General features: G+C 62.3%; 18 protein-coding genes. 8 read left to right on the plus strand and 10 right to left on the minus strand.

From position 1 onward, the window contains the following. Positions 1–26: 26 nt before the first annotated feature. Positions 27–1412: an NAD-dependent malic enzyme gene (locus CIK76_RS00270; protein ID WP_096282722.1), complete on the minus strand. Its 1386-nt coding sequence runs from the start codon at positions 1410–1412 to the stop codon at positions 27–29. 218 nt (positions 1413–1630) lie between these two features. On the opposite strand from CIK76_RS00270, the gene CIK76_RS00275 reads away from it, so the two are divergent. After that, positions 1631–2404, plus strand: a complete 774-nt coding sequence (locus CIK76_RS00275; RefSeq protein ID WP_096282724.1) for an IclR family transcriptional regulator — start codon at positions 1631–1633, stop codon at positions 2402–2404. Between the two features lie 60 nt (positions 2405–2464). Here the strand turns inward: CIK76_RS00275 and CIK76_RS00280 are convergent, their stop codons facing one another. Continuing rightward, positions 2465–4318, minus strand: a complete 1854-nt coding sequence (locus tag CIK76_RS00280) for an ABC transporter ATP-binding protein (RefSeq protein ID WP_096282726.1) — start codon at positions 4316–4318, stop codon at positions 2465–2467. Positions 4319–4592: 274 nt separating this feature from the next. Continuing rightward, on the minus strand, positions 4593–5189 hold the full coding sequence (locus CIK76_RS00285) for a TetR family transcriptional regulator (RefSeq protein WP_096282728.1): 597 nt from the start codon (positions 5187–5189) through the stop codon (positions 4593–4595). A gap of 268 nt (positions 5190–5457) precedes the next feature. On the opposite strand from CIK76_RS00285, the gene CIK76_RS00290 reads away from it, so the two are divergent. Further along, a complete protein-coding gene (locus CIK76_RS00290; protein WP_217990316.1) occupies positions 5458–6414 on the plus strand; it encodes an aldo/keto reductase in 957 nt (318 codons plus the stop codon). Positions 6415–6489: 75 nt separating this feature from the next. After that, positions 6490–7284 carry a carbon-nitrogen hydrolase family protein gene (locus CIK76_RS00295; protein ID WP_096282730.1) on the plus strand — a complete coding sequence of 265 codons (795 nt, stop codon included), beginning with the start codon at positions 6490–6492 and terminating at the stop codon, positions 7282–7284. Between the two features lie 51 nt (positions 7285–7335). Here the strand turns inward: CIK76_RS00295 and CIK76_RS00300 are convergent, their stop codons facing one another. Then, entirely contained in the window at positions 7336–8061 is a 726-nt protein-coding gene (locus CIK76_RS00300; protein WP_255248286.1) for an alpha/beta fold hydrolase, read from the minus strand. Between the two features lie 243 nt (positions 8062–8304). Here CIK76_RS00300 and CIK76_RS00305 point away from each other — a divergent pair, with 243 nt between their 5' ends. Next, a complete protein-coding gene (locus CIK76_RS00305) occupies positions 8305–9330 on the plus strand; it encodes a Gfo/Idh/MocA family oxidoreductase (RefSeq protein ID WP_096282732.1) in 1026 nt (341 codons plus the stop codon). A 42-nt stretch (positions 9331–9372) separates the two neighbouring features. Here CIK76_RS00305 and galE read toward each other — a convergent pair whose 3' ends face one another. The 5 genes from galE to CIK76_RS00330 form a co-directional block, all read right to left on the minus strand. Next, positions 9373–10332, minus strand: coding sequence for a UDP-glucose 4-epimerase GalE (gene galE / locus CIK76_RS00310; protein ID WP_096282734.1), 960 nt, complete (start codon positions 10330–10332; stop codon positions 9373–9375). Then, a complete protein-coding gene (gene galK, locus CIK76_RS00315; protein ID WP_096282736.1) occupies positions 10329–11525 on the minus strand; it encodes a galactokinase in 1197 nt (398 codons plus the stop codon). The genes galE and galK overlap by 4 nt, the downstream gene beginning before the upstream one ends. Next, positions 11522–12637: a galactose-1-phosphate uridylyltransferase gene (galT, locus tag CIK76_RS00320; RefSeq protein WP_096282738.1), complete on the minus strand. Its 1116-nt coding sequence runs from the start codon at positions 12635–12637 to the stop codon at positions 11522–11524. Before galT ends, galK begins: the two co-directional genes overlap by 4 nt. Next, positions 12634–13425: a DeoR/GlpR family DNA-binding transcription regulator gene (locus CIK76_RS00325; protein WP_096282740.1), complete on the minus strand. Its 792-nt coding sequence runs from the start codon at positions 13423–13425 to the stop codon at positions 12634–12636. The genes galT and CIK76_RS00325 overlap by 4 nt, the downstream gene beginning before the upstream one ends. 288 nt (positions 13426–13713) lie before the next feature. Further along, positions 13714–14316 carry a TetR/AcrR family transcriptional regulator gene (locus tag CIK76_RS00330; RefSeq protein WP_013350642.1) on the minus strand — a complete coding sequence of 201 codons (603 nt, stop codon included), beginning with the start codon at positions 14314–14316 and terminating at the stop codon, positions 13714–13716. A gap of 286 nt (positions 14317–14602) precedes the next feature. Between CIK76_RS00330 and CIK76_RS00335 the strand changes: the two genes are divergently transcribed. From CIK76_RS00335 to CIK76_RS00350, 4 genes are read left to right on the plus strand one after another with little or no spacing between them, the layout of a single operon-like run. After that, positions 14603–15838 (plus strand): extracellular solute-binding protein, encoded by a 1236-nt coding sequence (locus tag CIK76_RS00335; protein ID WP_255248287.1) that lies wholly within the window; start codon positions 14603–14605, stop codon positions 15836–15838. Between the two features lie 11 nt (positions 15839–15849). Continuing rightward, complete coding sequence (locus CIK76_RS00340; RefSeq protein ID WP_049862759.1) at positions 15850–16767, plus strand: sugar ABC transporter permease; 918 nt, start codon at positions 15850–15852, stop codon at positions 16765–16767. Then, entirely contained in the window at positions 16764–17639 is an 876-nt protein-coding gene (locus CIK76_RS00345) for a carbohydrate ABC transporter permease (RefSeq protein ID WP_096282743.1), read from the plus strand. Before CIK76_RS00340 ends, CIK76_RS00345 begins: the two co-directional genes overlap by 4 nt. After that, entirely contained in the window at positions 17636–20764 is a 3129-nt protein-coding gene (locus CIK76_RS00350; RefSeq protein ID WP_176484038.1) for a glycoside hydrolase family 2 TIM barrel-domain containing protein, read from the plus strand. Before CIK76_RS00345 ends, CIK76_RS00350 begins: the two co-directional genes overlap by 4 nt. Positions 20765–20785: 21 nt before the next feature. Here CIK76_RS00350 and CIK76_RS00355 read toward each other — a convergent pair whose 3' ends face one another. Then, entirely contained in the window at positions 20786–21730 is a 945-nt protein-coding gene (locus CIK76_RS00355; protein WP_096282746.1) for an aldose 1-epimerase family protein, read from the minus strand. Positions 21731–21805 lie beyond the last annotated feature (75 nt).

Raw genomic sequence — 21805 nt, forward strand, 5'->3', positions numbered from 1 at the left:
CACCTTGAAGGTCTTGCGCGCGGGGCCTACTTGCCGGCCGCCGCTTCTTGCACCGCTGTAGCGACATCGGCAGCGACCTGTGGGTCGAACACCGACGGGATGATGAATCCGGGGTTGAGCTCTGATGCGCTGACCCGGGCGGCAATGGCATCCGCTGCGGCTAGGAGCATGGCGTCGGTGATCTCGATGACCCCTGCATCCAGCAGCCCGCGGAAGAAACCTGGGAATGCCAGGACGTTGTTGATCTGGTTGGGGAAGTCGCTGCGGCCGGTGGCGACGACCTCCGCATGGCGGCCGGCAATCTCCGGGTCCACCTCGGGATCCGGGTTAGCCATGGCGAACACGATTGCGCGCTCGTTCATGGCGGCAATGTCGTTCTCATCGAGCACATTCGGTGCCGAAACGCCGATGAAGACATCCGCGCCGACCATGGCTTCCTTGAGGGATCCGGTGAAGTTTTCCGGATTGGTGTGCTGCGCCAGCCAGCTGCGATGCGCATCGGCATAGCTTTCGCTGCGGTTGATCGCCCCAGCCCGTCCGCAGGCGATGATGTTCTTCGCCCCGCGGGCCATCAGCAGCTGGATAATCGCGTTGCCGGCGGCGCCCACGCCGGAGAGGACGATGCGCAGGTCGGCGATCTTCTTCTCCACGACCTTCACCGCATTGAGCAGGGCAGCCAGGGTAACGATGGCGGTGCCGTGCTGGTCGTCATGGAAGACCGGGATGTCCAGTTCTTCGCGCAGCCGGGCTTCGATTTCGAAGCAGCGCGGTGCCGCGATGTCCTCGAGATTCACCCCTCCGTAGACCGGGGCCAGAGCCTTGACGATCTTCACGATCTCATCGGTGTCCTGGGTGTCCAGGCAGACCGGCCAGGCATCGACGTCGGCGAACTGCTTGAACAGCGCGGCCTTGCCTTCCATGACCGGCAGGGCGGCGGCTGGGCCGATATTTCCCAGGCCAAGGACGGCTGAACCATCGGTGACCACAGCGATGGTGTTGCGCTTGATGGTCAGGTTGCGTGCATCGGCGGGGTTCTCGGCGATGGCCAAGCACACGCGGGCAACACCAGGGGTGTAGGCGCGGGAGAGGTCATCGCGGTTGCGCAGGGCCACCTTGGGGGTGACCGAGAGCTTTCCGCCCAGGTGCATCAGGAAGGTGCGGTCCGAAATGTTGCGCACGCTCACGCCGTCGAGGTTGTTCAGCGCATCGCGCACGATTTCGCCGTGGGAGACGTCGGTGGTGTTGCAGGAAACGTCGACCACCATGTGGGTGTGGTGCGATTCAGTGACGTCCAAGGCGGTGATGTGGGCGCCGGCCGAGCCAACAGCACTGGCCAGTTCGCTGGTCGCGGTGATCGAAGCTGGCGTCTGTACGCGAAGCGTCAATGAATACCCCGGGCTTGGTGCTGCCATCAGTTCCTCCTGTAAAAAGTTTCCGTATAGTGGATACTATTATCCTCAAAATGAAAATGCAAGAGTGTTTTGTGGTGCGGAGCACGATTTTTTGACGGCTCAATATCGGATCGTGGAAGAAATGGCTGTTTCTGCGCTATTCTTGGGACTAGGATTTCGCATCGTAGAAGAAAAGTGCAGTCCGTTTCCGAAAACCAAGGCCTTTACGAGGAGCAAAGATGACGCAGACTGCCAGCAAGTCCACCACCGGCGGCGTCCAGTCAGTCGAACGTGCTTTTGAGCTCCTGGAAGTCATCGCGCGGGCCGGCGGCGAAGCGGCGCTCAGCGAGCTTGCCGCCGACACTCCTCTGCCGCTGCCGACCATCCACCGGCTGCTGCGCACCCTGGTGGGCGTCGGCTATGTGCGCCAGCTGCCCAACCGCCGCTATTCGCTGGGCCCGCGGCTGATCCGGCTCGGCGAGGTAGCCAACCGCCAGCTGGGCGCCTTGGCCTCCCCTGCCTTGAAGGAACTGGTCGCGAAACTGGGCGAATCGGCGAATATCGCTGTGCTCGATGGCGACATGGTCACCTACATCGCCCAGGTCCAGTCAGCGCATTCGATGCGCATGATTACCGAGGTCGGCCGCCGCGCCATGCTGCACAATTCCGGGGTCGGCAAAGCCGTGCTCTCGGTCCTCGACGACGAGCGCGTGCAGCGCCTGGTCTCGCAGGCCGGCATGCCGCCGAAGACCGCCAACACCATCACCACCCTGGGCAAGCTGTTCACCGATGTCGAGGCCACCCGCGAACGTGGCTACGCCATCGACGAGGAAGAGCAGGAACTGGGCGTGCGCTGCATCGCGGTGCCGGTACCGGGCGCGCCAACGCCCATGGCCATCTCGGTGTCCGGCCCGGTGACCCGAGTTGATGAGGCCTTCACGAAGAGGGCCGTGCCGGTATTGCAGGAAGCCGCCCGTGAACTGGGCCGTCAGCTGGTGGCCGCCGCGGACTGATCCCGCATCCGGCAGTTCCAGCTGGTACCTGATCACCTCCGGAACCTCCGAACCGGCGCGCTACTGCGCGAACTGGGTGGCGTGCAGCTCGCTGTAGCGCCCGCCAAGTGCCAGCAGGTCGCTGTGGGTGCCGCGCTCGACGATGCGCCCGCCCTCCACGACCAGGATCTGGTCGGCGGAGCGGATGGTCGACAGGCGGTGGGCGATGATCAGCGCAGTGCGGTGCTCCAGCGCCTCGCCCAGAGCCGCCTGCACCGCCGCCTCATTCGACGAGTCCAACGCCGCGGTCGCCTCATCCAGGATGACCACCTGGGGCGCCGCCAGCAACAGGCGCGCAATGGTCATGCGCTGGCGTTCGCCGCCCGACAGCCGGTAGCCGCGTTCACCCACTACGGTATCCAGGCCGTCGGGCAGGGACTGGATGACCGGCTTGAGCCGGGCACGTTCCAGCGCTTCCCAAATCTGCTCTTCGGTAGCTTCGGGCCTGGCCAAGGTGAGGTTGGAGCGGATGCTCTCGTGGAACAGGTGGCCATCTTGGGTCACCATGGACACCGTGGACCGCAGCGATCCGAGTTGCAGCTGGCGGATATCCACGCCAGCCAATTCCACGCTGCCCGAATCCACGTCATACAGGCGTGCCAGCAGCGAAGCGATGGTGGACTTACCCGCGCCCGAGGAGCCGACCAGCGCAAAGGTCTGCCCGGCAGGAATCTCGAAATTAATGTCGTGCAGCACTTCTTCGCCCCCGCGGGTATCCAAGACCGCCACTTCTTCCAACGAAGCCAGCGAAACCTTATCCGCACTCGGGTAGGAGAAATTGACCTGGTTGAACTTCACGCTGACCGGGCCGGCGTCCAAGACGCGGGCATTGGGCGCATCGGCAATCAGCGGCTCAAGGTCAAGCACCTCGAAGACGCGGTCAAAGCTGACCAGTGCACTGGTGATTTCCACGCGGGCGTTGGCCAGCGCGGTCAGCGGAGTGTAGAGCCGAGTGAGCAGCATGCCCAGCACCACCACATCGCCGGCGGCCAAATCCCCGCGCACCGCGTACATGCCGCCCAGACCATAGACCAAGGCCAGGGCCAGCGCGGCAACGAGGGTCAGTGCTGCCACGAAGTAGAACTGGCGCATGGCCATCTTCACGCCGATGTCGCGGACCTTGCCCGCACGCAGGGCAAACTGCTCGGACTCGTCCTTGGGGCGGCCGAAGAGCTTGATCAAGGTGGCGCCGGGAGCAGAGAAGCGTTCGGTCATCTGGTTGCCCATGGTTGCATTCAGTTCCGCAGATTCACGACGAAGCAGTGCCACGGACTTGCCGAAGTGGCGGGCTGGAAGCAAGAAGATCGGCAAGAGCACCAGCGCGATGAGCGTGACCTGCCAGGAGGTGCTGAACATGACCGCCGCGGTGAGAATAAGCGCCACGGTATTGGACACCAAGCCCGAGAGGGTTCCGGCGAAAGCGGACTGCGCACCGATGACATCGTTGTTCAAGCGGCTGACCAGTGCACCGGTACGGGTTCTGGAAAAGAATGCGACCGGCATCTTCTGCACATGGTCGAAGACCGCGGTACGCAGGTCGTAGATGATTCCCTCGCCCAATCGCGACGAGAACCAGCGGACCACCACGGAAACCACTGAGTCCAGGATCGCGATGACCGCCATGATCAACGCGAGATTGATGATGATCCGAATCCCGGACTGGGCCACGATTTCATCGACTACTCGGCCGGCGAGCACCGGCGTGATGACGGCGAGCACTGCGGCCAGGATGGAGAAGAGCACGAATACCAGCAGGCGTGATTTGTAGCCGGCGGCGAAGCCGAGCACTCGTTTAGGAGTGGTGGAAGCGTAGGCCTTGCCCTTGTCGCCTGACAGTTTCCAAAGGGAATGCCAAGCGGCACTTTCCATGCTCATTCGTTGGTGCTCTCTATCATGCTTGGGAACTCGGTGGGATCCACCTTTGACCATAATCCCAGCAAGCCACCTGCGACTTCTAGGTAGGTTCAGCTTACGTGCGCAAGGTACCCAAGCACAGCGATCTTGCCTAGGGCGCAAAGATCCGATCATCAACCGTTTGTTCGGCGGAATTTCCGGTGCCTCAGGTCATGCCCAGCTGAGGATTCTCAACGGCCTACCCCTTTGACGAACGCCTTGGAAGTACTGCGCTTGCCTCGCTCAGCGTGCAGGATCAGGACTTCACGGCCCACTTGTCGTCAATCATCGCAGCGAAATCGAAGGCCTCATCCAAGACCTCGCGCAGGGTGCGCTGCGGAGAATCAAGCCAGCGTACAAGCGCATGATCGAACAGGGTCAGAGCCAGAAGGGCCGAAGTTTCGGCCAGTCGGTGATTCGCGCAAAAGGGCGAAAGCGCCTGAGCTAGGGACATCTGCTGTTCACGCCGGGATTCCTGCCAGCTGGATCGCAGCGCAGGGGTGCTCCAGACCAATTCAACGCGGCCGCGCATGCTCTGCGGATCTTGCTCCGCAGCCACGACGGTTGCTTCGAAACTACGGCGCAGCAGTTCGAGCAGGCTTTCACCCGAGTGCGAAGACATGGAGGCAACCATGTCGGAAAAGTGGACGTTCATCGAACGCAAGGCAGTTACTACGGCATCTTCCTTCGATGAGAAGTACCGGAAGAAAGTCGCCCGGGAAATGCCGATTGCCTGGGCGGCCTGCTGTGCGGTGACATTCTCCATGCCGCGCTCGGCGAACACGGCGTATGCCTGTTGCGCCAACTCGGCTTTCATCTTCTCGCGCACCCGATCGCGAACCACATTGCCCATGGGCAAAATTTTACGCTGAGATCATCACACCAAACTGAGACACCGTCTCTTACTCCATGTCAGAAGTTATTCAAGCACGGCGTGTCGCCAGGGTTAATGTTCATTAAGCTAAATAGTTTCGCAGATTAGTGCCATGTGTCCGCCCCTTCGCTAGGCTCGACTTCGGACTGAAATGACAACGAGAAGGATCCTCATGACCAATCAGCAGATCGCAACTCGCATCGACCTCGGCCAAGGGTTGAACGTCAACGCCTAGGGTTTTGGCTGCATGTCGCTGAGCGGACCCTACGGTTCTGCAGATGATCAAGAGTCCTTGCGCACGCTGAACCACGTGTTGGATCGCGGGGTCGCCTTCCTTGATACTGCCAATATCTACGGGGAGGGCCACAACGAGAAACTGCTCGCGCAGGTTCTGAAGATCCGACGCGAGGAAGTCACGCTGGCCACCAAAGCGGGAATCGTCAGGCCAAAGAATCCGGGTGATCCCCGCGCCAACGGCGATCCGGAATTCATCAAGAACTGCGTTGACGAAAGCCTGCAGCGGTTGGGTACAGAGCACATCGACCTCTACTACTACCACCGGGTGGATTCGCGCGTGCCGATCGAAGACACTGTCGGCGCATACAAGGAATTGGTTGAAGCTGGCAAGATCCGCCATATCGGCTTGTCCGAGGTGACTTCCAATGAACTGCGCCGCGCCCACCAAGTCCACCCGATTACCGCGATCCAGATGGAGTACTCGATCTTCAGCCGCGATATCGAACGCTGGCTGCTGCCGACCGCCAGCGAGCTCGGTGTGGGGCTGGTGTCCTATGCATCGCTGGGCCGCGGATACTTCACCAGCGAAGTGGATTCCCTCGCGCAGCTCGAAGCCCATGACATCCGGAGGAACTTCCCGCGTTTTGAAGCTGCCCGCATGGAGCAGAACGAACCCTTGCGCCAGGTAATCCGTGATGTCGCGCAGCGCGAGCAGATCACTGCCGCACAGGTGTCGCTGGCGTGGGTCTACGAGCAGGCCCGCCAGTATCAGGTCGACGTTTCCCCGATCCCGGGTACGCGCTTCATTGAGCATTTTGATGAGAATCTGCAGGCCTTGGACATCCGGTTGTCCAACGAATCAATGGGGCAGCTGAATGATCTGGCCGCCAAGGTTGACGGCGAGCGCCAGCAGGATGTCATGTCGGTGTCCAAGGGTCGCGAAGAACAGCAAATGGCCCAAATGTAGCTTCGCGCACCGCTACTGCGTAAAGTCGACAAGTGGGTGCATATCCCCTTATTAGCCGCAGGAAAGGAACCCACCATGAGAATCGCTTTGGCACAGGTGCTTAGCACCGCAGACCCGCAGCGCAATCTGGTGACGGTACGCGACTACGCACGCCAGGCCAAGGAGGTTGGTGCTTCACTGGTGGTCTTCCCCGAGGCCATGCAGGTGTCCTTTGCCCACGATATTTCCAAATACGCCCAGCCGCTGGATGGCCCGTGGGCAACCCTGCTGCGGCAGCAGGCCCGCGAAATCGGCATTACCATCGCGGCAGGAATGTTCACTCCCGGAGTTGATCAGCGGGTACGCAATACCCTGCTGGTTGCCGGCTCGCAGGTAGATACGCACTACGACAAGATCCATCTCTACGATGCGTTCGGCTACCTGGAATCGGACTCGGTAACCCCCGGGGATGCTCCGGTGCAGTTTGAGCATGAGGGCGCGAGCATCGGCCTGGCCACGTGCTACGACCTGCGTTTCCCGCAGCTTTTCGTGCATCACGCCAAAGCCGGAGCCAGTGTATGCATTGTCAGTGCATCGTGGGGTCAGGGCGAAGGCAAAGTCCAGCAGTGGACCACGCTGGCCCAGGCCCGCGCCCTGGACTCGACGACGTTCGTGCTGGCGGTAGACCAGGCGGATCCAGAAAGCGTGGGACGCAAGATCAGCGGTGCCGCGCCGCTGGGCGTGGGGCACTCCATCGCAGTGGATCCGCTGGGCCGGGTCATTGCCCAGGCTGGCACGCAGCCCGAGTTGCTGGTGGTTGATCTGGATCTGGATTTGATCGATACCGCGCGCAAGCAACTGCCGGTGCTGGCTAACGCGGTGCAGTTCTAGAAGCTACTGTGCCTTCTGGCTTGCATCCTGCAGCCAGGCAAGAATTTCATCTCAGGCTCCGGTGCCGACGCCTCGGCGCATCAGTCCGTGATGGCCGATGCTCTTGACCGAAAGATCTGCCGGCGTATAGGTCTTCCGCTCTACCTTCGCTGCGCTGAGCTGGGCGGTGAGAAGATCCATTTGCCGCGGTGAAGCCCAAAGGTCATCGCTGGCCCCTGCGGCGAGAATCGGAACGGTAGTCCGCGCGGCCCGTTGGGCAGCGTTCATGCTCGGATCATCGAAGAAGTAGTTCTTCTTGAGCGCCCAGCCAGACCATTCCATCATCGCCGCACGGGGCATGTCCTCGCCCAGTCCCAGCTTGGCACCGGGCATGTAGCCGAATATCGTGCTGAGTACCGGGCCAAGCACTTTCAGCACCATGATGACGCGCAGCCCTTCCTGCCATGGGTTGATGGTGCGGATTGAAACGACATGGCTGGAAATGATGGCCGCTGCATCCAGGTGCTCGGTGCCGAAGCCCAGCACCAGCGCGTGGCCGCCGAGGCTGTGCCCGATAGCGTAGTGCGGCAGGTCCGGGTACCGGTCTTTGGCCCAGTGCGCCACCGCCGGTGCGTCCTGCTGGATCCAGTCGCGCATTTTGAAGCGGCTGTTCTGCTTGGGCGGACCCGAGCGCCCGGTACCGCGGTAGTCATAGGTAATGGCCACCAGCCCGTTGGCCGCCGCATGCTGCGCAAAGGCGCGGTAGAAACCCTGCGGGGTGGCGGTGGCCGAGTGCACAAACCAGCACCGCCTTGGGAGCAACCGCGGGGACATACACCGTGGCTTGGACAGTGTCCTTGGCGGTGATCAGGATGCGCACCATTTCGGCGCTGGAGTACTGGGCCCGCATGCAGCCATCCTAGCCACAAGTTACCGACCGGTAAATAGTTGATCGGCGTTCAAAATCCCCTTTCCCGCATGGGCTGGCTGAACTAGTCTGAGTAGTAGTCACCCTGCTTTTCCTGCCATCGGAGATCCCCCGTGAGCCTAGCGCTGCCCCAGTCCGTTCTGCCCCATCCTTCTACGGCGCCGGCGCTGAACTGGGGGATCCTGGGGCCGGGCTGGATCGCCTCGCAGTTCGCCACGTCGCTCAAGGAGCTGACCAAGAGCAAGCTTGCCGCCATCGGATCGCGCACCCTGGCACGCTCGGAGGATTTCGCCCGCACCTACGGGGATGACGGCACGCGCGCCTACGGCTCCTACGCCCAGGTGCTCGAAGACCCGGCAGTAGATGTGCTCTACATTGCGGTCCCGCACAGCGGGCATGCAGATCTTGCGCTTCAGGCGATCGCGGCGGGCAAGCATGTGCTGGTGGAGAAGCCGTTGAGCCTGAACGCCCAGCAGAGTGCCCAGATCGTCCAAGCCGCCAAGGCCGCTGGGGTGTTTGCCATGGAAGCCATGTGGTCGCGCCTGCTGCCCATCGGCAATGTGGTTTCCCAGGTGATCGCCTCCGGGATGCTGGGGCAGGTCATCACCGTGCAAGCCGACTTCGGCGCCAAGTTCCCGGTTGACTACGAGTCGCGGATCTACGACCCGGCGCTGGGCGGCGGGGCCTTGCTGGATGTGGGCATCTACCCCATCGCCTTCAGCGCCATGGTCTCCCCCGCCAAGCAGCTCCTGCATGCCTCGGGGCGCCTGGCCAAAACCGGTGTTGATGCGTCCTTCACCGCGGTCCTTGCCAATGAAGACGGTTCTACGGCCACCGTGTTCAGCAGCATCGAAACGGAATCGCCGCAGAGCGCATGGATTGCCGGAACCGAGGGAACCTTGGAACTGCAGCGTCCGATTTGCTGCGGATCAGGTTTGGTCCTGCGAAGTGCCGACGGGAATATCGTAGATAGCCGCGAGTTCACCGAAACTTCCCCTGCCGCAGGCCTGGGCTGGGAGGCGGCCCACGTGGCCCAGTGCATTGCCGATGGCCTGGCCGAGTCCCCGGTCATGCCATTGGCTCAGTCTCTGGCCATCGCGCAGACCATGGATGAGATCGCCGCACGGCTGCGCGCCTAGGCCCAAGCAGGGCCCGGACGCGTCAGCCTCGTGCTGGGTGCGTCAGCGGCGGGCCGAAGCCTTCCACGCGCTGTGCACCATCTGCTCAAGACTATGGCGCATCTTCCAGTCCAGGTCGCGGGCGGCCAATGTGCCATCGGCAACGATGCGCGCCGGATCCCCGGGGCGGCGGGCCTCTTCGAGGGCGCTGAACTCGATGCCGGTCACCTTGGCCACCGCGTCCATGATCTGGCGCACCGAAACGCCATCGCCGGAACCCAGGTTGTAGACCGGCTCCAGCGGCGCATCGGCCTCAAGCTTCTTCGCGGCCTCGACATGGGCCAGCGCGAGGTCTGCCACGTGCACATAATCGCGCACGCAGGTGCCATCGGCAGTGCCGTAGTCGGTACCGAAGATCTTCGGAGTCTTCCCCGCATTCAATGCCTGGAAGACCAGTGGAAACAGGTTGTGCGGGCTGGCGTCGTAGAGCTCGTCGCTGCCCGAACCGACCACATTGAAGTAGCGCAGCGAGGTGTGCTTCAGCCCGGCGGCAACGCCCTGATCACGAATCAGCCATTCGCCCACCAGCTTGCTCTGCCCGTACGGGGATTCGGGGAAGGTGCCGGTGGCTTCGGTAACCAGGTCCTCATCCGGGGTGCCGTATACGGCGGCCGAAGAGGAGAAGACCATATTGTGCACGCGGGAGCTCTCCATGGCTTCCAGCAGATGCGCGGTGCCCGTGACGTTCTGCTCGAAGGCCAGCAACGGGTGCTTCACCGATTCGCCCGCGTACTTGTAGCCGGCCAGGTGGATGACCCCGGAAACGTCATGGCGCTTCATGATTTCCACGAGCTTTTCGGTCTGCAGGATGTTCAGCTGGTAGAACGGAACCTGATCGGGCACGAAGCCGCGCACGCCACTGGCCATCGAGTCCACGACCACCGGGTCAAGGCCCGCAGCGGACAGCGAGCGAACCACATGCGATCCGATATACCCGGCTCCGCCGGTCACTAGCCAACTCATGCTTTTCCTGCTCCCTCGTCTGCGATCACGGTGAAAATAGCCGGTTCAACATAGCCGGCCTGGTCAAATGCTTCACGCACCGCCTGGCTAACCTTATCGATGTGCTCGCGCTTGATCAATGCGATGGCGCTGCCGCCAAAACCTCCACCGGTCATGCGCGCGCCAATGGCTCCGGCGGCCATCGCAGCTTCCACGGCAACGTCCAGTTCCTCACTGGAGATCTCATAGTCATCGCGCATGGATTCGTGGGACTGGTACAGCAGTTTGCCCACGGCTTCCAGGTCCCCTTCGCGCAGTGCGAAGACGGTGTCCAGCACGCGGCGGTTCTCGGTCACGATGTGCATGGCCCTCCGCTTGGCTACCGGATCCTCGATGGCTTCAAGCTCGGCCACGACGGTGACTTCGCGCAGCGACTGGACTTCCAAGGCGGCGGCGGCCTGCTCGCAGCTGGCTCGCCGGGCGGCGTACCCGCCATCAACATGCGAATGCTCCACCCGGGTGTCCATCACCAGCACCACCGCATCGTGCTGTGCCAGCGGCAGTGGCACCGCCTGGGTTTCCATGGAACGGCAGTCCAGGAACAGGGCGTGCTGGGCGTGGGACATCAGCGAGGCGCTCTGGTCCATGATGCCTGTCGGGGCGCCGACGAATTCATTCTCGGCGCGCTGGGTCAACTGCGCCATCTGCACCTTGGACAGGCCCAACTCGTAGAGGTCATCCAACGCCACGATGGTTGCCACTTCCAGGGCGTGCGAGGAGGACAGTCCCGAACCCACCGGAACATCGGAGTCCACCAACAGCTGGATCCCGCCAAGTTCCACCCCGTCGAGCTGGTTCAGCGCCCAGAGCACGGCCGCCGGGTACGCTGCCCAGCCGGGAACCGCGCGCGGCACCAGCTCATCGAAGGTGATGGAGGTGATCGGCGGGTGTTCCCCTGACCCGTAGGTAGACGCGAAATCCAGTGTCTGGCGATCCGCGTCGAGCTGCGTCTTGCGGCGCACAGCCACCAGCGCATTCTTGTCGATGGCGAAGGGCAGCACAAAACCCATGTTGTAGTCGGTGTGCTCGCCGATCAGGTTAACCCGTCCCGGGGCGCGCCAGATGCCTTCTGGCTGGTGCCCGTAGATCTTGGCGAACTTCTGGTGCAAAGCGGCCATGCGCTGCGTGGTTTCCTTGGAGTCGCTGATGCTCATGGCATGACCTCGCGCAGTCGTGCCGCGGTCTGCTCGGCTGGAACGTCGTTGATGAATGCACCCATGGCCGCTTCGGAGCCGGCCAGGAACTTGAGCTTGTCGGCGGCCCGGCGCGGGCTGGTCAGCTGCAGGTGCAGGCGGGAAGCTTCACGTTCCTTGCCTGCCACCGGCGCCTGGTGCCAGGCGGAAATGTACGGGGTGGGAGTCTCATAGAGGGCATCGAATCCGCGCAACAGATCGCGGTACACCACGGCCAGCTCGTCTTTCTCCGCCTCATTGAGCGCGGCGAAGTCCGGCACGTGGCGATGCGGCACCAGGTGCGCTTCCAACGGCCAGCGTGCAGCGAAAGGCACGAACACGGAGAAGTGCTCGCCGGCAGCAACCATGCGCGTACCTTCCTTGCGTTCGAAGTCCAGGATGTCGCCCATCAGGGTGCGTCCGGTCTTCTCCAGGTGGCCCACCGCTTGGGCGGCCATCTTGGTGGCGGTCGGGGTCAGGTAGGGGTAGGCGTAGATCTGTCCGTGCGGGTGGTGCAGGGTCACGCCGATATCCTGGCCTCGGTTCTCGAATGGGAACACCTGGGCAATGCCTTCCATCGCCGACAGGGCCGCGGTACGCTGCGCCCACGCGTCGATGACGGTGCGCGCCCGGGCATCATCCAGCGAGGCGAAGGAACCCTCGTGCTCCGGGGTGAACACCACGACTTCGCAGCGGCCATAGGCCGGGGCAGGAACCTGCACCGGAGCAGCGGCCGGGATCCGGCCCAGATCCGGTCCCAGCGAGGGGAAGCGGTTCTCGAAAACCACCACGTGGAAATCCTCGGCCGGAATTTCGCTGTGGCGGCCCTGGGTACTAGGGCACAGCGGGCATTCTTCCTTGGGCGGAAGGTAGGTGCGCGACTGCCGGTGGGCCGCGACGGCTACCCAGTCTCCGGTCAACCGGTCGTAGCGCAGCTGTCCAGGTTCCCCACGCGGATCCAGCGCCCTGGCGTCGGGTGCCGGTTCGGGGGCGATGGCATTGGCATCGGCGAAGAAGATCGCCTCGCGGCCATCGGCCAGGTGATGGACCCGGTGTGATATCAGGCCAGAAGGGATCCTGCCGGTAACGCTCATGATTCGACCACCTTTTCAATTTTCAAGTTCTCGATGTGCTGGCGGAGTTCCTCGACGGCCGTCTCGTCCAAGCCGTCGTCGCTGACGAGTGTGTCGATTTCGTGCAATGGAGCACTGGAGTACAAACCGGCCAAGCACCATTTGCTGGAATCCGCGACGACCACGCGGCTGTCACAGCGTTCCAGGAAAAGTCGATTGACTTCCACCTCGAGCATGTTCGGTGTCGTGATTCCGTCCTGGACGCTGAACCCGTGGACCCCCATGAAGCATCGGTCGACGTGCAGTGTCCGCAGGGCCGCAGTGGCCAGTGGACCGACCAACGCGTCGGATACCGTTCGCAGGCCACCGGTGAGCTGCACGGTCTGGCCTGCAGCCGGGGCATCTTGTAGGAGGTCGGCGATGCGCGGAGAGTTGGTCACAATCGTGAGGTCGGGGACTGCCCGCAGCAGACGGGCCACCTCATAGGTCGTAGTCCCCGACGTAAGGGAGATGGACATTCCTGGTTCAACCATTTGCGCCGCCGCACGGGCAATGGCCGCCTTCTGCGGCAACTGCAGAGTTGACTTGCGCTGGAATCCCGGCTCTTCAGCAGACGCAGATTCCTGGAGCAGTGCGCCTCCGTGGACCTTATGCAATTCGCCGTCCTTGACCAGGCGGTCCAGGTCACGGCGCACTGTCATGTGCGAAACGCCAAATTCCTCAGCCAACTGGGCTACCTTGACGGCACCGTTGGCACGAACTCTATCCAGAATCCGCCGTCGACGCTGGGTTGGGAAGTTCTCGCTCATCGGGACTCCTTGGCAGACAGGTTGAAATAACACGCTTCGTAAAGCGATACACCCCTAATTCAAACACACTCAAACATATTTGAACACATTTGAACATATTTTCAACCAGACCCGTCCACTTGCCGGGCAGCCCGAGAACGTAGATATCAGCCCCGGAAATACTTCGGGACCATCGCTCCGGCGTGCCGCTGCAAGTGCTTCGCCCTGCTTGCGCCAAGTCCGCGCGCAGTGGGGAGCTGGATTTTCGCGCGGCTACGGCGCCCCGGAGCCAATTTCGGCAAACACCCCTCATGATTCAGGCAAAATGACCAGGTCCAGATACGCCTTGAGGGTGCCAGCCATGTCAACATCGTCGGGAGACAAGAGCCACTGCACTTGGATCCCGTCCCACAGGGCCAGCAGCGACGCTCCCGCCACATGCGGGTCCACCCCGGGGCGCAGCCGACCAATGCTCTTCATGAATTCGAATTCAGCGCCGTACTCGCCGCGCAAGCGCTCGAAGCGGGCCTCGAAATACGAGCGCGCCGGATGATCGGAAGTGGTTGATTCCCCGCAAAGGGCTGCGTAGAGCTCGATCAACTCCGCGGCACCCTCGTTGAATTGCGCTTGCTCGACAATGGACTGGGCAAAGCACTCACCAGTGCCCGGCGTGCCGTCGGTGACGGCGTCGCGGCGCTTGAGAGCGGCAATGAGAAGTTCCTGCTTGTTCGGATAGTGGTGCAAAACGCTGGTTTGGCTCATGCCTGCCGCGTCGGCAACATCCTGCACAGTTCCGCCGCGATACCCCCGCGCGCCGAATACCTGGAGGGCAGCCTGGGCGATCTGTTCCCTTCGGGCTGCAGATTTGGCATATGGACCGCGCCGGCGGCGGCCGGATTCATTGCTCGTCACAGTTACTCAGTGTAGGTAGGCCCAGCAGTATTCGAAAATGATGCATCGGCCTAGCAAGCCAGCATGATCGGCAAACAAGAAATTTGACCAAAACTGAGTAATCACTCTATTTTTGCAGTAACCTATTTCACATGCCCTCGTCCCGGGCACCATAAAGAAAACTACTTTTAAGTGAGCACGGATGCCATTGACAACAAGACGCCGCCTTCTCAAGGCCGGCCTGGGCGCCGCCGCCCTGGGCGTAATGACTGCATGCGGCACCGCAGGCCCCCGGTCTGCAGATGCCATGCCAACCATTGCGCCGGCCGCCCCAGGAGAAAAAGTCAGGCTGACATATTGGAGCTGGCTCAAGGATATCCAGCGAGTCGCAGATGCTTTCAACGCCATGCATCCGAATATCCATGTTGAGGCGGTTTGGATCCCCAGTGGAAATCAAGGCGGATACCCAAAGCTCTACTCTGCTCTCGCAGCAGGCGGAGGACCCGATCTGGCCCAAATCGAATTCCGCACCCTCCCGGAGTTCATGCTCGTCAATGGCGTCGTGGATCTCGCGGCGTACGGTGCGCAGCAGTACGCTCACCGATATGATCCGTCACTGTGGGGCCAGGTCAGTTTTCCCAACGGAATATTCGGCATGCCTCAGGATTCCGGGCCGATGGCAATGTTCTACCAGCCAGAAACTCTGGACAAAGTCGGCGCCGTCGCCCCGGAAACATGGGCGCAATGGGCCGAGATCGGGTCAGAACTGCGTCAAGCCAACAGCTACATCGACTGCTTCTCCCTCAGTGATGCCTCCTACTTCGTGTCCTACGCGGCACAAGCAGGAGCCCAATGGCTTCGGCCATCCGACGACGGCTGGGTCATTAATATGACCGACGACGCAACACTGGAAGTCGCCAGGTTCTTCGACCGGGCCATCGACGAAGATGTCGTAACTACCGCGATCTCGCCCTTCAGCCCGTCTTGGTATGCTGCGGCTGCATCCGGCCAGCTCGCCTCTGTCACCAGTGGGAACTGGGCTGATGCGCTTGTCAGCTCTGTCGCTGGCGGACAGGGCAAATGGAGGGTCGCATCGATGCCGAAGTGGACCCCGGGCGGATACGGCTCCAGCTACCTGGGCGGATCGACGGTTGCGGTTCTGGCTAATAGCCGCCATCCGCATGAGGCCTTGGAGTTCGCCGCCTGGATGACGTCCACGGAAGCCGGGATCAGCAACGAAATCGCGCACAGCGGCATTGGCTGGTCACCGGTTCCGGGCATCATCGGCGAGTCGCGCGAAGGCCCCTCCGAATTCTTCGGCGGGCAATCGTACAACAAGCAAGTAATTGTCCCAGCCAGCAAATCGCAGAATCCCAATTGGAGCTGGTGGCCGGTCACCCAGCAATCCTTCAATATCCTTTCCGACGGATTCCGCCGGAAAGCCGCCGGAACCAGCTTGGTCGATTCGGTGGTATCCGCAGAGCAGGAAATCATTGCGGTATTCCGCAACAAGGGCCTGAAGATCCGCAAGGAGGCATCGTGAGCACGCCGACCATCACCCGAGGCACCCGGAGAAAACGTGGTCCCTCACCAAGCAGGTTTGAGCTCGCCCCGTGGCTGTTGCTCGCGCCTTTCCTCGCGCTCTTCACCCTGACTTTCATCTTGCCCATCATTGCAGCCATACAAGCCAGCTTCACCCGTATCACACGGCGCGGATTGTTCGGCGAAGCCGGCGTGCACAGCGAATTCGCTGGATTCGGCAATTACGCGCAAGCCCTGGGAGACGAAGCCTTCGTTGCTTCGATTGGCCGCATGATCGTGTTCGGCATCGTGCAGGTTCCCATCATGATCCTTCTTTGCACGGTCCTGGCTCTGCTGCTTGAGTCGGCGAGCGCCAAATGGCCGGCCTTTTTCCGGGCGGCGTACTTCCTGCCCTACGGCGTGCCGGGGGTCATTGCCACTATCCTCTGGTCATTCCTCTATGTTCCCGGCCTGAGCCCGATCATCGATGCCGCCTCAGCCGTCGGCTTGGAAGTCGATTTCCTCGGGCCACAGAGCATCTTGTGGTCCATCGCCAACATCGTGACATGGAGCTACACGGGCTACAACATGCTGATCGTCATCGCGCAGCTCAAGGCAATTCCCGGCGAGATCTACGAAGCCGCACGCTTGGACGGGGCGGGTCCACTGCGTGTGGCATGGCATATCCAGCTGCCGCTCATCAGCCCGGCACTGGTCTTGACCACGGTCTTCTCCATCATTGGCACCTTGCAGCTTTTCGCCGAAGCGCAAGTTCTCATGAGTGTCGCACCCGCCATCGACAGCCAATACACCCCTAACCTTTCCGCCTACACAACCGCGTTCGCCTACAACGACTACAATGTTGCGGCTGCGCAATCCGTTCTCATTGCCTTGGCCGCATTCGCGCTCTCATTCGCCTTCCTGCGCCTGACCAATAGGAAGTCCTCATGACCCTGATCCGCCGCCAGTCCTTCGAAAAGCCCTCCTCTTCAAAACCAGCGGCTCTGATTGTCACGGCCTTGCTGACCATAGCCGCATTGTATTTCCTGGTCCCGGTCTACTGGGTCGTCGTTGCAGCAACGAAATCGACCCAGGACTTGTTCAGCACAAATGGTTTCCTCCTCTCCGGTGACTTCGTCCTATGGAAAAATCTGGGCCAGGTTCTGGCCTATGACGGCGGAATTTTCCTGCGCTGGTTCATGAACTCGTTGCTATACGCGGGGGCAGGGGCGCTGATTGCCGCTTACCTTGCTGCAGCTGGCGGATACGCCCTGGCCAAGTACCGTTTCCGCGGAAGCAATCTGGTCTTCGGTGTGGTCTTGGGAGGCGTTCTCGTGCCTGGAACCGCAACCGCCTTGCCCCTATTCCTGTTGTTCAGCGAAATGGGGCTGTCCAATACCTATTGGAGTGTCCTGCTGCCATCATTGGTGTCCCCGTTCGGCCTGTTCCTCTGCCGCGTTTACGCTTCCAGCACCGTGGATAGCGCGTTACTCGAAGCCGCGCGCCTGGATGGCGCAAGCGAACTGCGGATCTTCCACACGATAGGACTCAGAGTCCTGTCCCCTGCTCTGGTGACGGTATTCCTGTTCCAGCTTGTCGGAATCTGGAATAACTATTTCCTTCCCCTGGTGATGCTGTCCGATTCGGATCTCTATCCAATTACCCTGGGCCTGAACACCTGGCTGGGACAGGTTGACCGCCTGCCAGAATTCTACGAGCTGACCACCGGCGGCGTCTTGCTGTCCACTATTCCCTTGGCCATTGCCATGATCGTCCTGCAGCGCTTCTGGCGCGGGGGCCTGACCGAAGGATCCGTTAAATGACTTCCCCAACAGCCTATCTGTCCGATACCGCCCCGGGCGGAGGCCGGCGCCTGCCGGCAACGTCCTGGACCCACAGTGATGCCCCTGAACTGAGCCTCGATGGACAGTGGAAGTTCCGCTGGCTCCCTGGCGTACCGGGCACGCCCGGAGGGCGCGGACTGCTGCCGGCAGGCGAGCTTCCCGAGTCCATGGCAGATGCTGGCTATGACGACTCGAGCTGGGACAGCATCGCAGTCCCTGGGCACTGGGTATTGCAGGCCGATGGCGCCTACGGACGCCCTTCGTACACGAACGTCCAATTTCCCTTCCCTTGCGACCCGCCCTATCCACCGGATGAGAATCCTACCGGCGACTACCGGCGGACCTTCGAAGTGCCCCAGAGCTGGACTTCCGGAATGGAGCGGCTGGTGCTGCGCTTCGACGGCGTTGAATCCCGGTACAAGGTATGGGTCAATGGGCAAATGATTGGCTGGGGTACCGGTAGCCGCCTTGCCCAGGAATTCGATGTGAGCTCGGCCGTAGCCCCCGGTGAAAATACAATCGTTGTCCGCGTGCACCAATTCTCCGCTTCGAGCTACGTCGAGGACCAGGACCAGTGGTGGCTCCCGGGAATTTTCCGATCGGTAACGCTCAAGGCCCGTCCGCACGGCAGCATTGACGACCTCTGGATAAAAACCGGCTATTCCTCCGGTACCGGAATCATTACACCGGAAATCATGGCCGCTGACGATGCGTTTCCGCTACGTTTCGTTGTTCCCGAACTGGAAATCGACGAAGTGTGGCAAAGCCGCGAGGATATCCGAGAGGTGGAAGTGCCCGCCGTTTCCCCATGGAGCGCTGAGCGGCCAAAACTCTATGGAGCAACCGTTTCCAGCACTGGCGAGACCATCAGCCTGCGGCTAGGTTTCCGCACGGTAAGAATTGCAGGCGACCAGTTCCTGGTCAACGATCGCAAAGTGGTCTTCAACGGGGTGAACAGGCATGAAACCCACCCGCTCCTCGGCCGGGCGTTCGATGAGCAATTCGCACGAGAAGACCTGATGCTAATGAAGCGCTTCAATGTCAACGCCATTCGCACCAGCCACTATCCGCCGCATCCGCGGCTCCTGGACTTGGCCGACGAGCTCGGTTTCTGGGTCATACTCGAAAACGATCTGGAAACCCACGGATTTGAACGTCACGGCTGGCAGGGCAATCCCAGTGACGACCCGGCCTGGCGAAGTGCCTATCTTGATCGGATGGAGCGGACTTTCGAACGGGACAAGAACCATCCCTCAATCATCATGTGGTCGCTTGGCAACGAGTCCGGCACCGGGGCCAACCTTGCCGCGATGTCCGCATGGATCCATGCGCGGGATAGCAGCCGCCCGGTGCATTATGAAGGCGACTACACCGGAGAATACACCGATGTGTATTCGCGAATGTACGCTTCGTTCCCCGAAGTGCAGACAATTGGAGAGGACCGGATGACCGCTCCGCTGCTGGGATGCACCACCGCAGAGGCCGCGCGCCAGCGGACCAGGCCCTTCCTGTTGTGCGAGTATGCGCACGCCATGGGCAATGGGCCCGGAGGATTGCAACGGTATGCGGATCTGGTGGACCGCTATCCCCGGTTGCATGGAGGCTTCGTCTGGGAATGGCGTGACCACGGGCTGCAGGCCAGCACACCGGATGGCAAGAGCTTCTATGCTTACGGCGGCGATTTCGGCGAGGAGCTCCACGATGGCACCTTCGTCATGGACGGACTGGTCCTCTCCGATTCCACTGCCTCACCGGGGCTCCATGAGTTCAAGCATGTAGTCGCCCCGATCAAGTTCTCCCTGTCCTCCGTGGACGGGCACCGGGTGCGCTTGGGCATCCGGAATGACCGCCACAGTGCCGACAGCGGCGACCTCGCATTCAGCTGGCGCTTGGAAGCGGCCGGGCATCCGGTCGCTAGTGCAGAATTCTTGGTATCCGGCTCTGACGACGCGCTGGAAGCTGGCGAAACTGCCACGGTTGAATTCGCCTTGCCGTACCCCCTGCCCGCAGGCGAAAACTGGTTAACCGTGGAGGCGCGGCTGGCCGAGGATGCAGCGTGGGCGGCCGCGGGCCATGAGGTGGCCAGCGCCCAATGGCCGATAGCTGCTCCATCCACCGCAATGCCGGGGCCGCGACCCGCACGGTTGCCCTCTTCGGCTGATGCGGGCGGAGCATCGATCCCTCTGGACAATGGCCGGATGCAGCTTGGTGCCGCAGTTTTCGCCGAGGGCAAGCTCATGGAGTTGGCCGGGCAGCCGGTGCATGGGCCGCGGCTGGAGTTGTTCCGCGCACCCACCGACAATGACCGTGGCGCACACTTCGGCAGCTATAACCATTCTGATCCCTGGCAGGAAGATGAGCACGGAGTCCCGGGCAATGGAGAACCCGGTCCGTCAAATGCGGACCTCTGGACGGCGGCCGGATTGGACCGGCTGAAGGCGCGGGTGCTCAGTGTCGCTACCGGTCCGGGCCGTGTGCAGGTGGCGACCAGGTATTCAGCAGCGGACCAGGCCTGCTCCATCCGAGTCGACGAGCAATGGAGCCTGGACGAGTCCGGCCTGTGGCTTCGCATCGATATGGTTCCAAGCCGAGGCTGGACATCGGTGTGGCCCCGATTCGGCGTGCGTTTCCAACTGGGCAAGGAGGTCGATTCGGCATCCTGGTACGGCTTGGGCCCGCACGAATCCTACCCGGACAGCCGTCTGGCGGCACGAGTAGGCCGCTACAGTGCAAGCATTGACGATTTGCCGGTCGAATACGCACGTCCGCAGGAAACAGGGCACCGCAGCGATTTGCGCGAATTGGAGCTCGGCGTGGGCGGTGCGCCGTGGCTGCGCATCGAGGCCTGGCCCGACGGATTGGACCGCCGCCCCGGTTTCACGCTCAGCCGCCACACGGCACAGCAGCTTGCCGGCGCTGCCCATCCGCACGAGCTGCCGGAACCAACCAACTCCTGGCTGTACCTGGATGCGGCCCAGCATGGCGTAGGTTCCCGGGCCTGTGGTCCCGATGTCTGGCCGGAAGACGCGCTGCGCCCCGAGGCGCGCTCCTTGCTCCTGCGGATCACCGGATTGACAGGGAACGAAACCTCGCGGAGCGGGTAGCGCCGCGAACTTCCCTGCCGCTCATCGCGGCTGGACCGGGCCAATCAGCCAGCTGGCTTCATGGCTGGCGCCCGGGGCCAGCGCGATGACGTCCTGGCCGGAGTTGAAGCCGCCGGGCGGGCAGGTCATCGGCTCGATGGCCAGCCCGGTGCGGTCAAGCGCCGGGTCATCGCGGTCTGCCGTGTGGATCTGGACCCACGGGCAGGCTTCGTCCCAGGTGATCTGCGACCCGAGGCCCTTGGCGTCGGTGATCGACGCGCTGAACAAGCCGTCCGCGCCGGCGGCCAACCCGGTGTAGGCATGATCGATGAAGAGGTCCCCGATCGGCTTCGGGGTGCGGAAATCCAGCTCGGTGCCGGACACCTCCACCACTTCCTTCGGCAGCAGGCGCGCGCCGTCGGTGAGCTGCACCTTGCCGGCTGGCAGGGTGAAAGTCCATTCATCCGCCTTCTTGCCCGGTGCGACCAGGTAGGCGTGCGAACCCCAGGCGAAGGGCGCGGTGCCCTGCCCGAGGTTGGTGGCGGTGGCGATGGTGCGCAGCCCGCCGGCTTCCAGCCGGTAGTCGATCACCAGCTGCACCTCATAGGGGTAGCCGGGGTTCGGGACGATCACGGTGCGCAACTGGGCGGAGCTGCCGCGGCGCCCGGTGATCTCGAAGCTGGTATCGGCCACCAGGCCGTGCAGCGCGTGGCCGCGCTCCGGCTCGGTGATCTCAAGCTGCTGGTCCTGGCCCTGCCAGGAGTAGGCCCCGTCGATCACGCGGTTGGGCCAGGGTGCCAGGATGGCGCCGGAAAAGACCGGCCGCGGGCTGCGCGGGTCGAACGCACGCACCAGCGGGCGGCCACCGTAGTCCAGGGACACCAGTGTGGCGCCCACCGTGGCCAGCTGCGCGGTGAAGCCGTGGGCTCGCAGCGTGAGCACCGTTCCGTTGGCGGTGTCCTGCTGCGGCATTGCTTGGCGATCCATTTCGTCATCCTTCTGCTGTGCTGGGAAACCATCGGGCACGCACAGGCCCTCCCGCAATTGCGTGCGAGAGGGCCC

It is taken from the genome of Glutamicibacter sp. BW80 (assembly GCF_002332385.1).
Lineage (GTDB): Bacteria > Actinomycetota > Actinomycetes > Actinomycetales > Micrococcaceae > Glutamicibacter.

Bases quoted from the DNA above. Each gene is read 5' to 3' on its own strand.
- CIK76_RS00275 (WP_096282724.1), top strand. From the start codon at position 1,631: ATGACGCAGACTGCCAGCAAGTCCACCACCGGCGGCGTCCAGTCAGTC.
- galE (WP_096282734.1), bottom strand. From the start codon at position 10,332: ATGAGTTGGCTAGTGACCGGCGGAGCCGGGTATATCGGATCGCATGTG.
- CIK76_RS00295 (WP_096282730.1), top strand. From the start codon at position 6,490: ATGAGAATCGCTTTGGCACAGGTGCTTAGCACCGCAGACCCGCAGCGC.
- CIK76_RS00345 (WP_096282743.1), top strand. From the start codon at position 16,764: ATGACCCTGATCCGCCGCCAGTCCTTCGAAAAGCCCTCCTCTTCAAAA.
- CIK76_RS00270 (WP_096282722.1), bottom strand. From the start codon at position 1,412: ATGGCAGCACCAAGCCCGGGGTATTCATTGACGCTTCGCGTACAGACG.
- CIK76_RS00335 (WP_255248287.1), top strand. From the start codon at position 14,603: ATGCCAACCATTGCGCCGGCCGCCCCAGGAGAAAAAGTCAGGCTGACA.
- CIK76_RS00355 (WP_096282746.1), bottom strand. From the start codon at position 21,730: ATGGATCGCCAAGCAATGCCGCAGCAGGACACCGCCAACGGAACGGTG.
- galT (WP_096282738.1), bottom strand. From the start codon at position 12,637: ATGAGCGTTACCGGCAGGATCCCTTCTGGCCTGATATCACACCGGGTC.
- CIK76_RS00280 (WP_096282726.1), bottom strand. From the start codon at position 4,318: ATGAGCATGGAAAGTGCCGCTTGGCATTCCCTTTGGAAACTGTCAGGC.
- galK (WP_096282736.1), bottom strand. From the start codon at position 11,525: ATGAGCATCAGCGACTCCAAGGAAACCACGCAGCGCATGGCCGCTTTG.
- CIK76_RS00285 (WP_096282728.1), bottom strand. From the start codon at position 5,189: ATGGGCAATGTGGTTCGCGATCGGGTGCGCGAGAAGATGAAAGCCGAG.
- CIK76_RS00290 (WP_217990316.1), top strand. From the start codon at position 5,458: ATGTCGCTGAGCGGACCCTACGGTTCTGCAGATGATCAAGAGTCCTTG.
- CIK76_RS00350 (WP_176484038.1), top strand. From the start codon at position 17,636: ATGACTTCCCCAACAGCCTATCTGTCCGATACCGCCCCGGGCGGAGGC.
- CIK76_RS00325 (WP_096282740.1), bottom strand. From the start codon at position 13,425: ATGAGCGAGAACTTCCCAACCCAGCGTCGACGGCGGATTCTGGATAGA.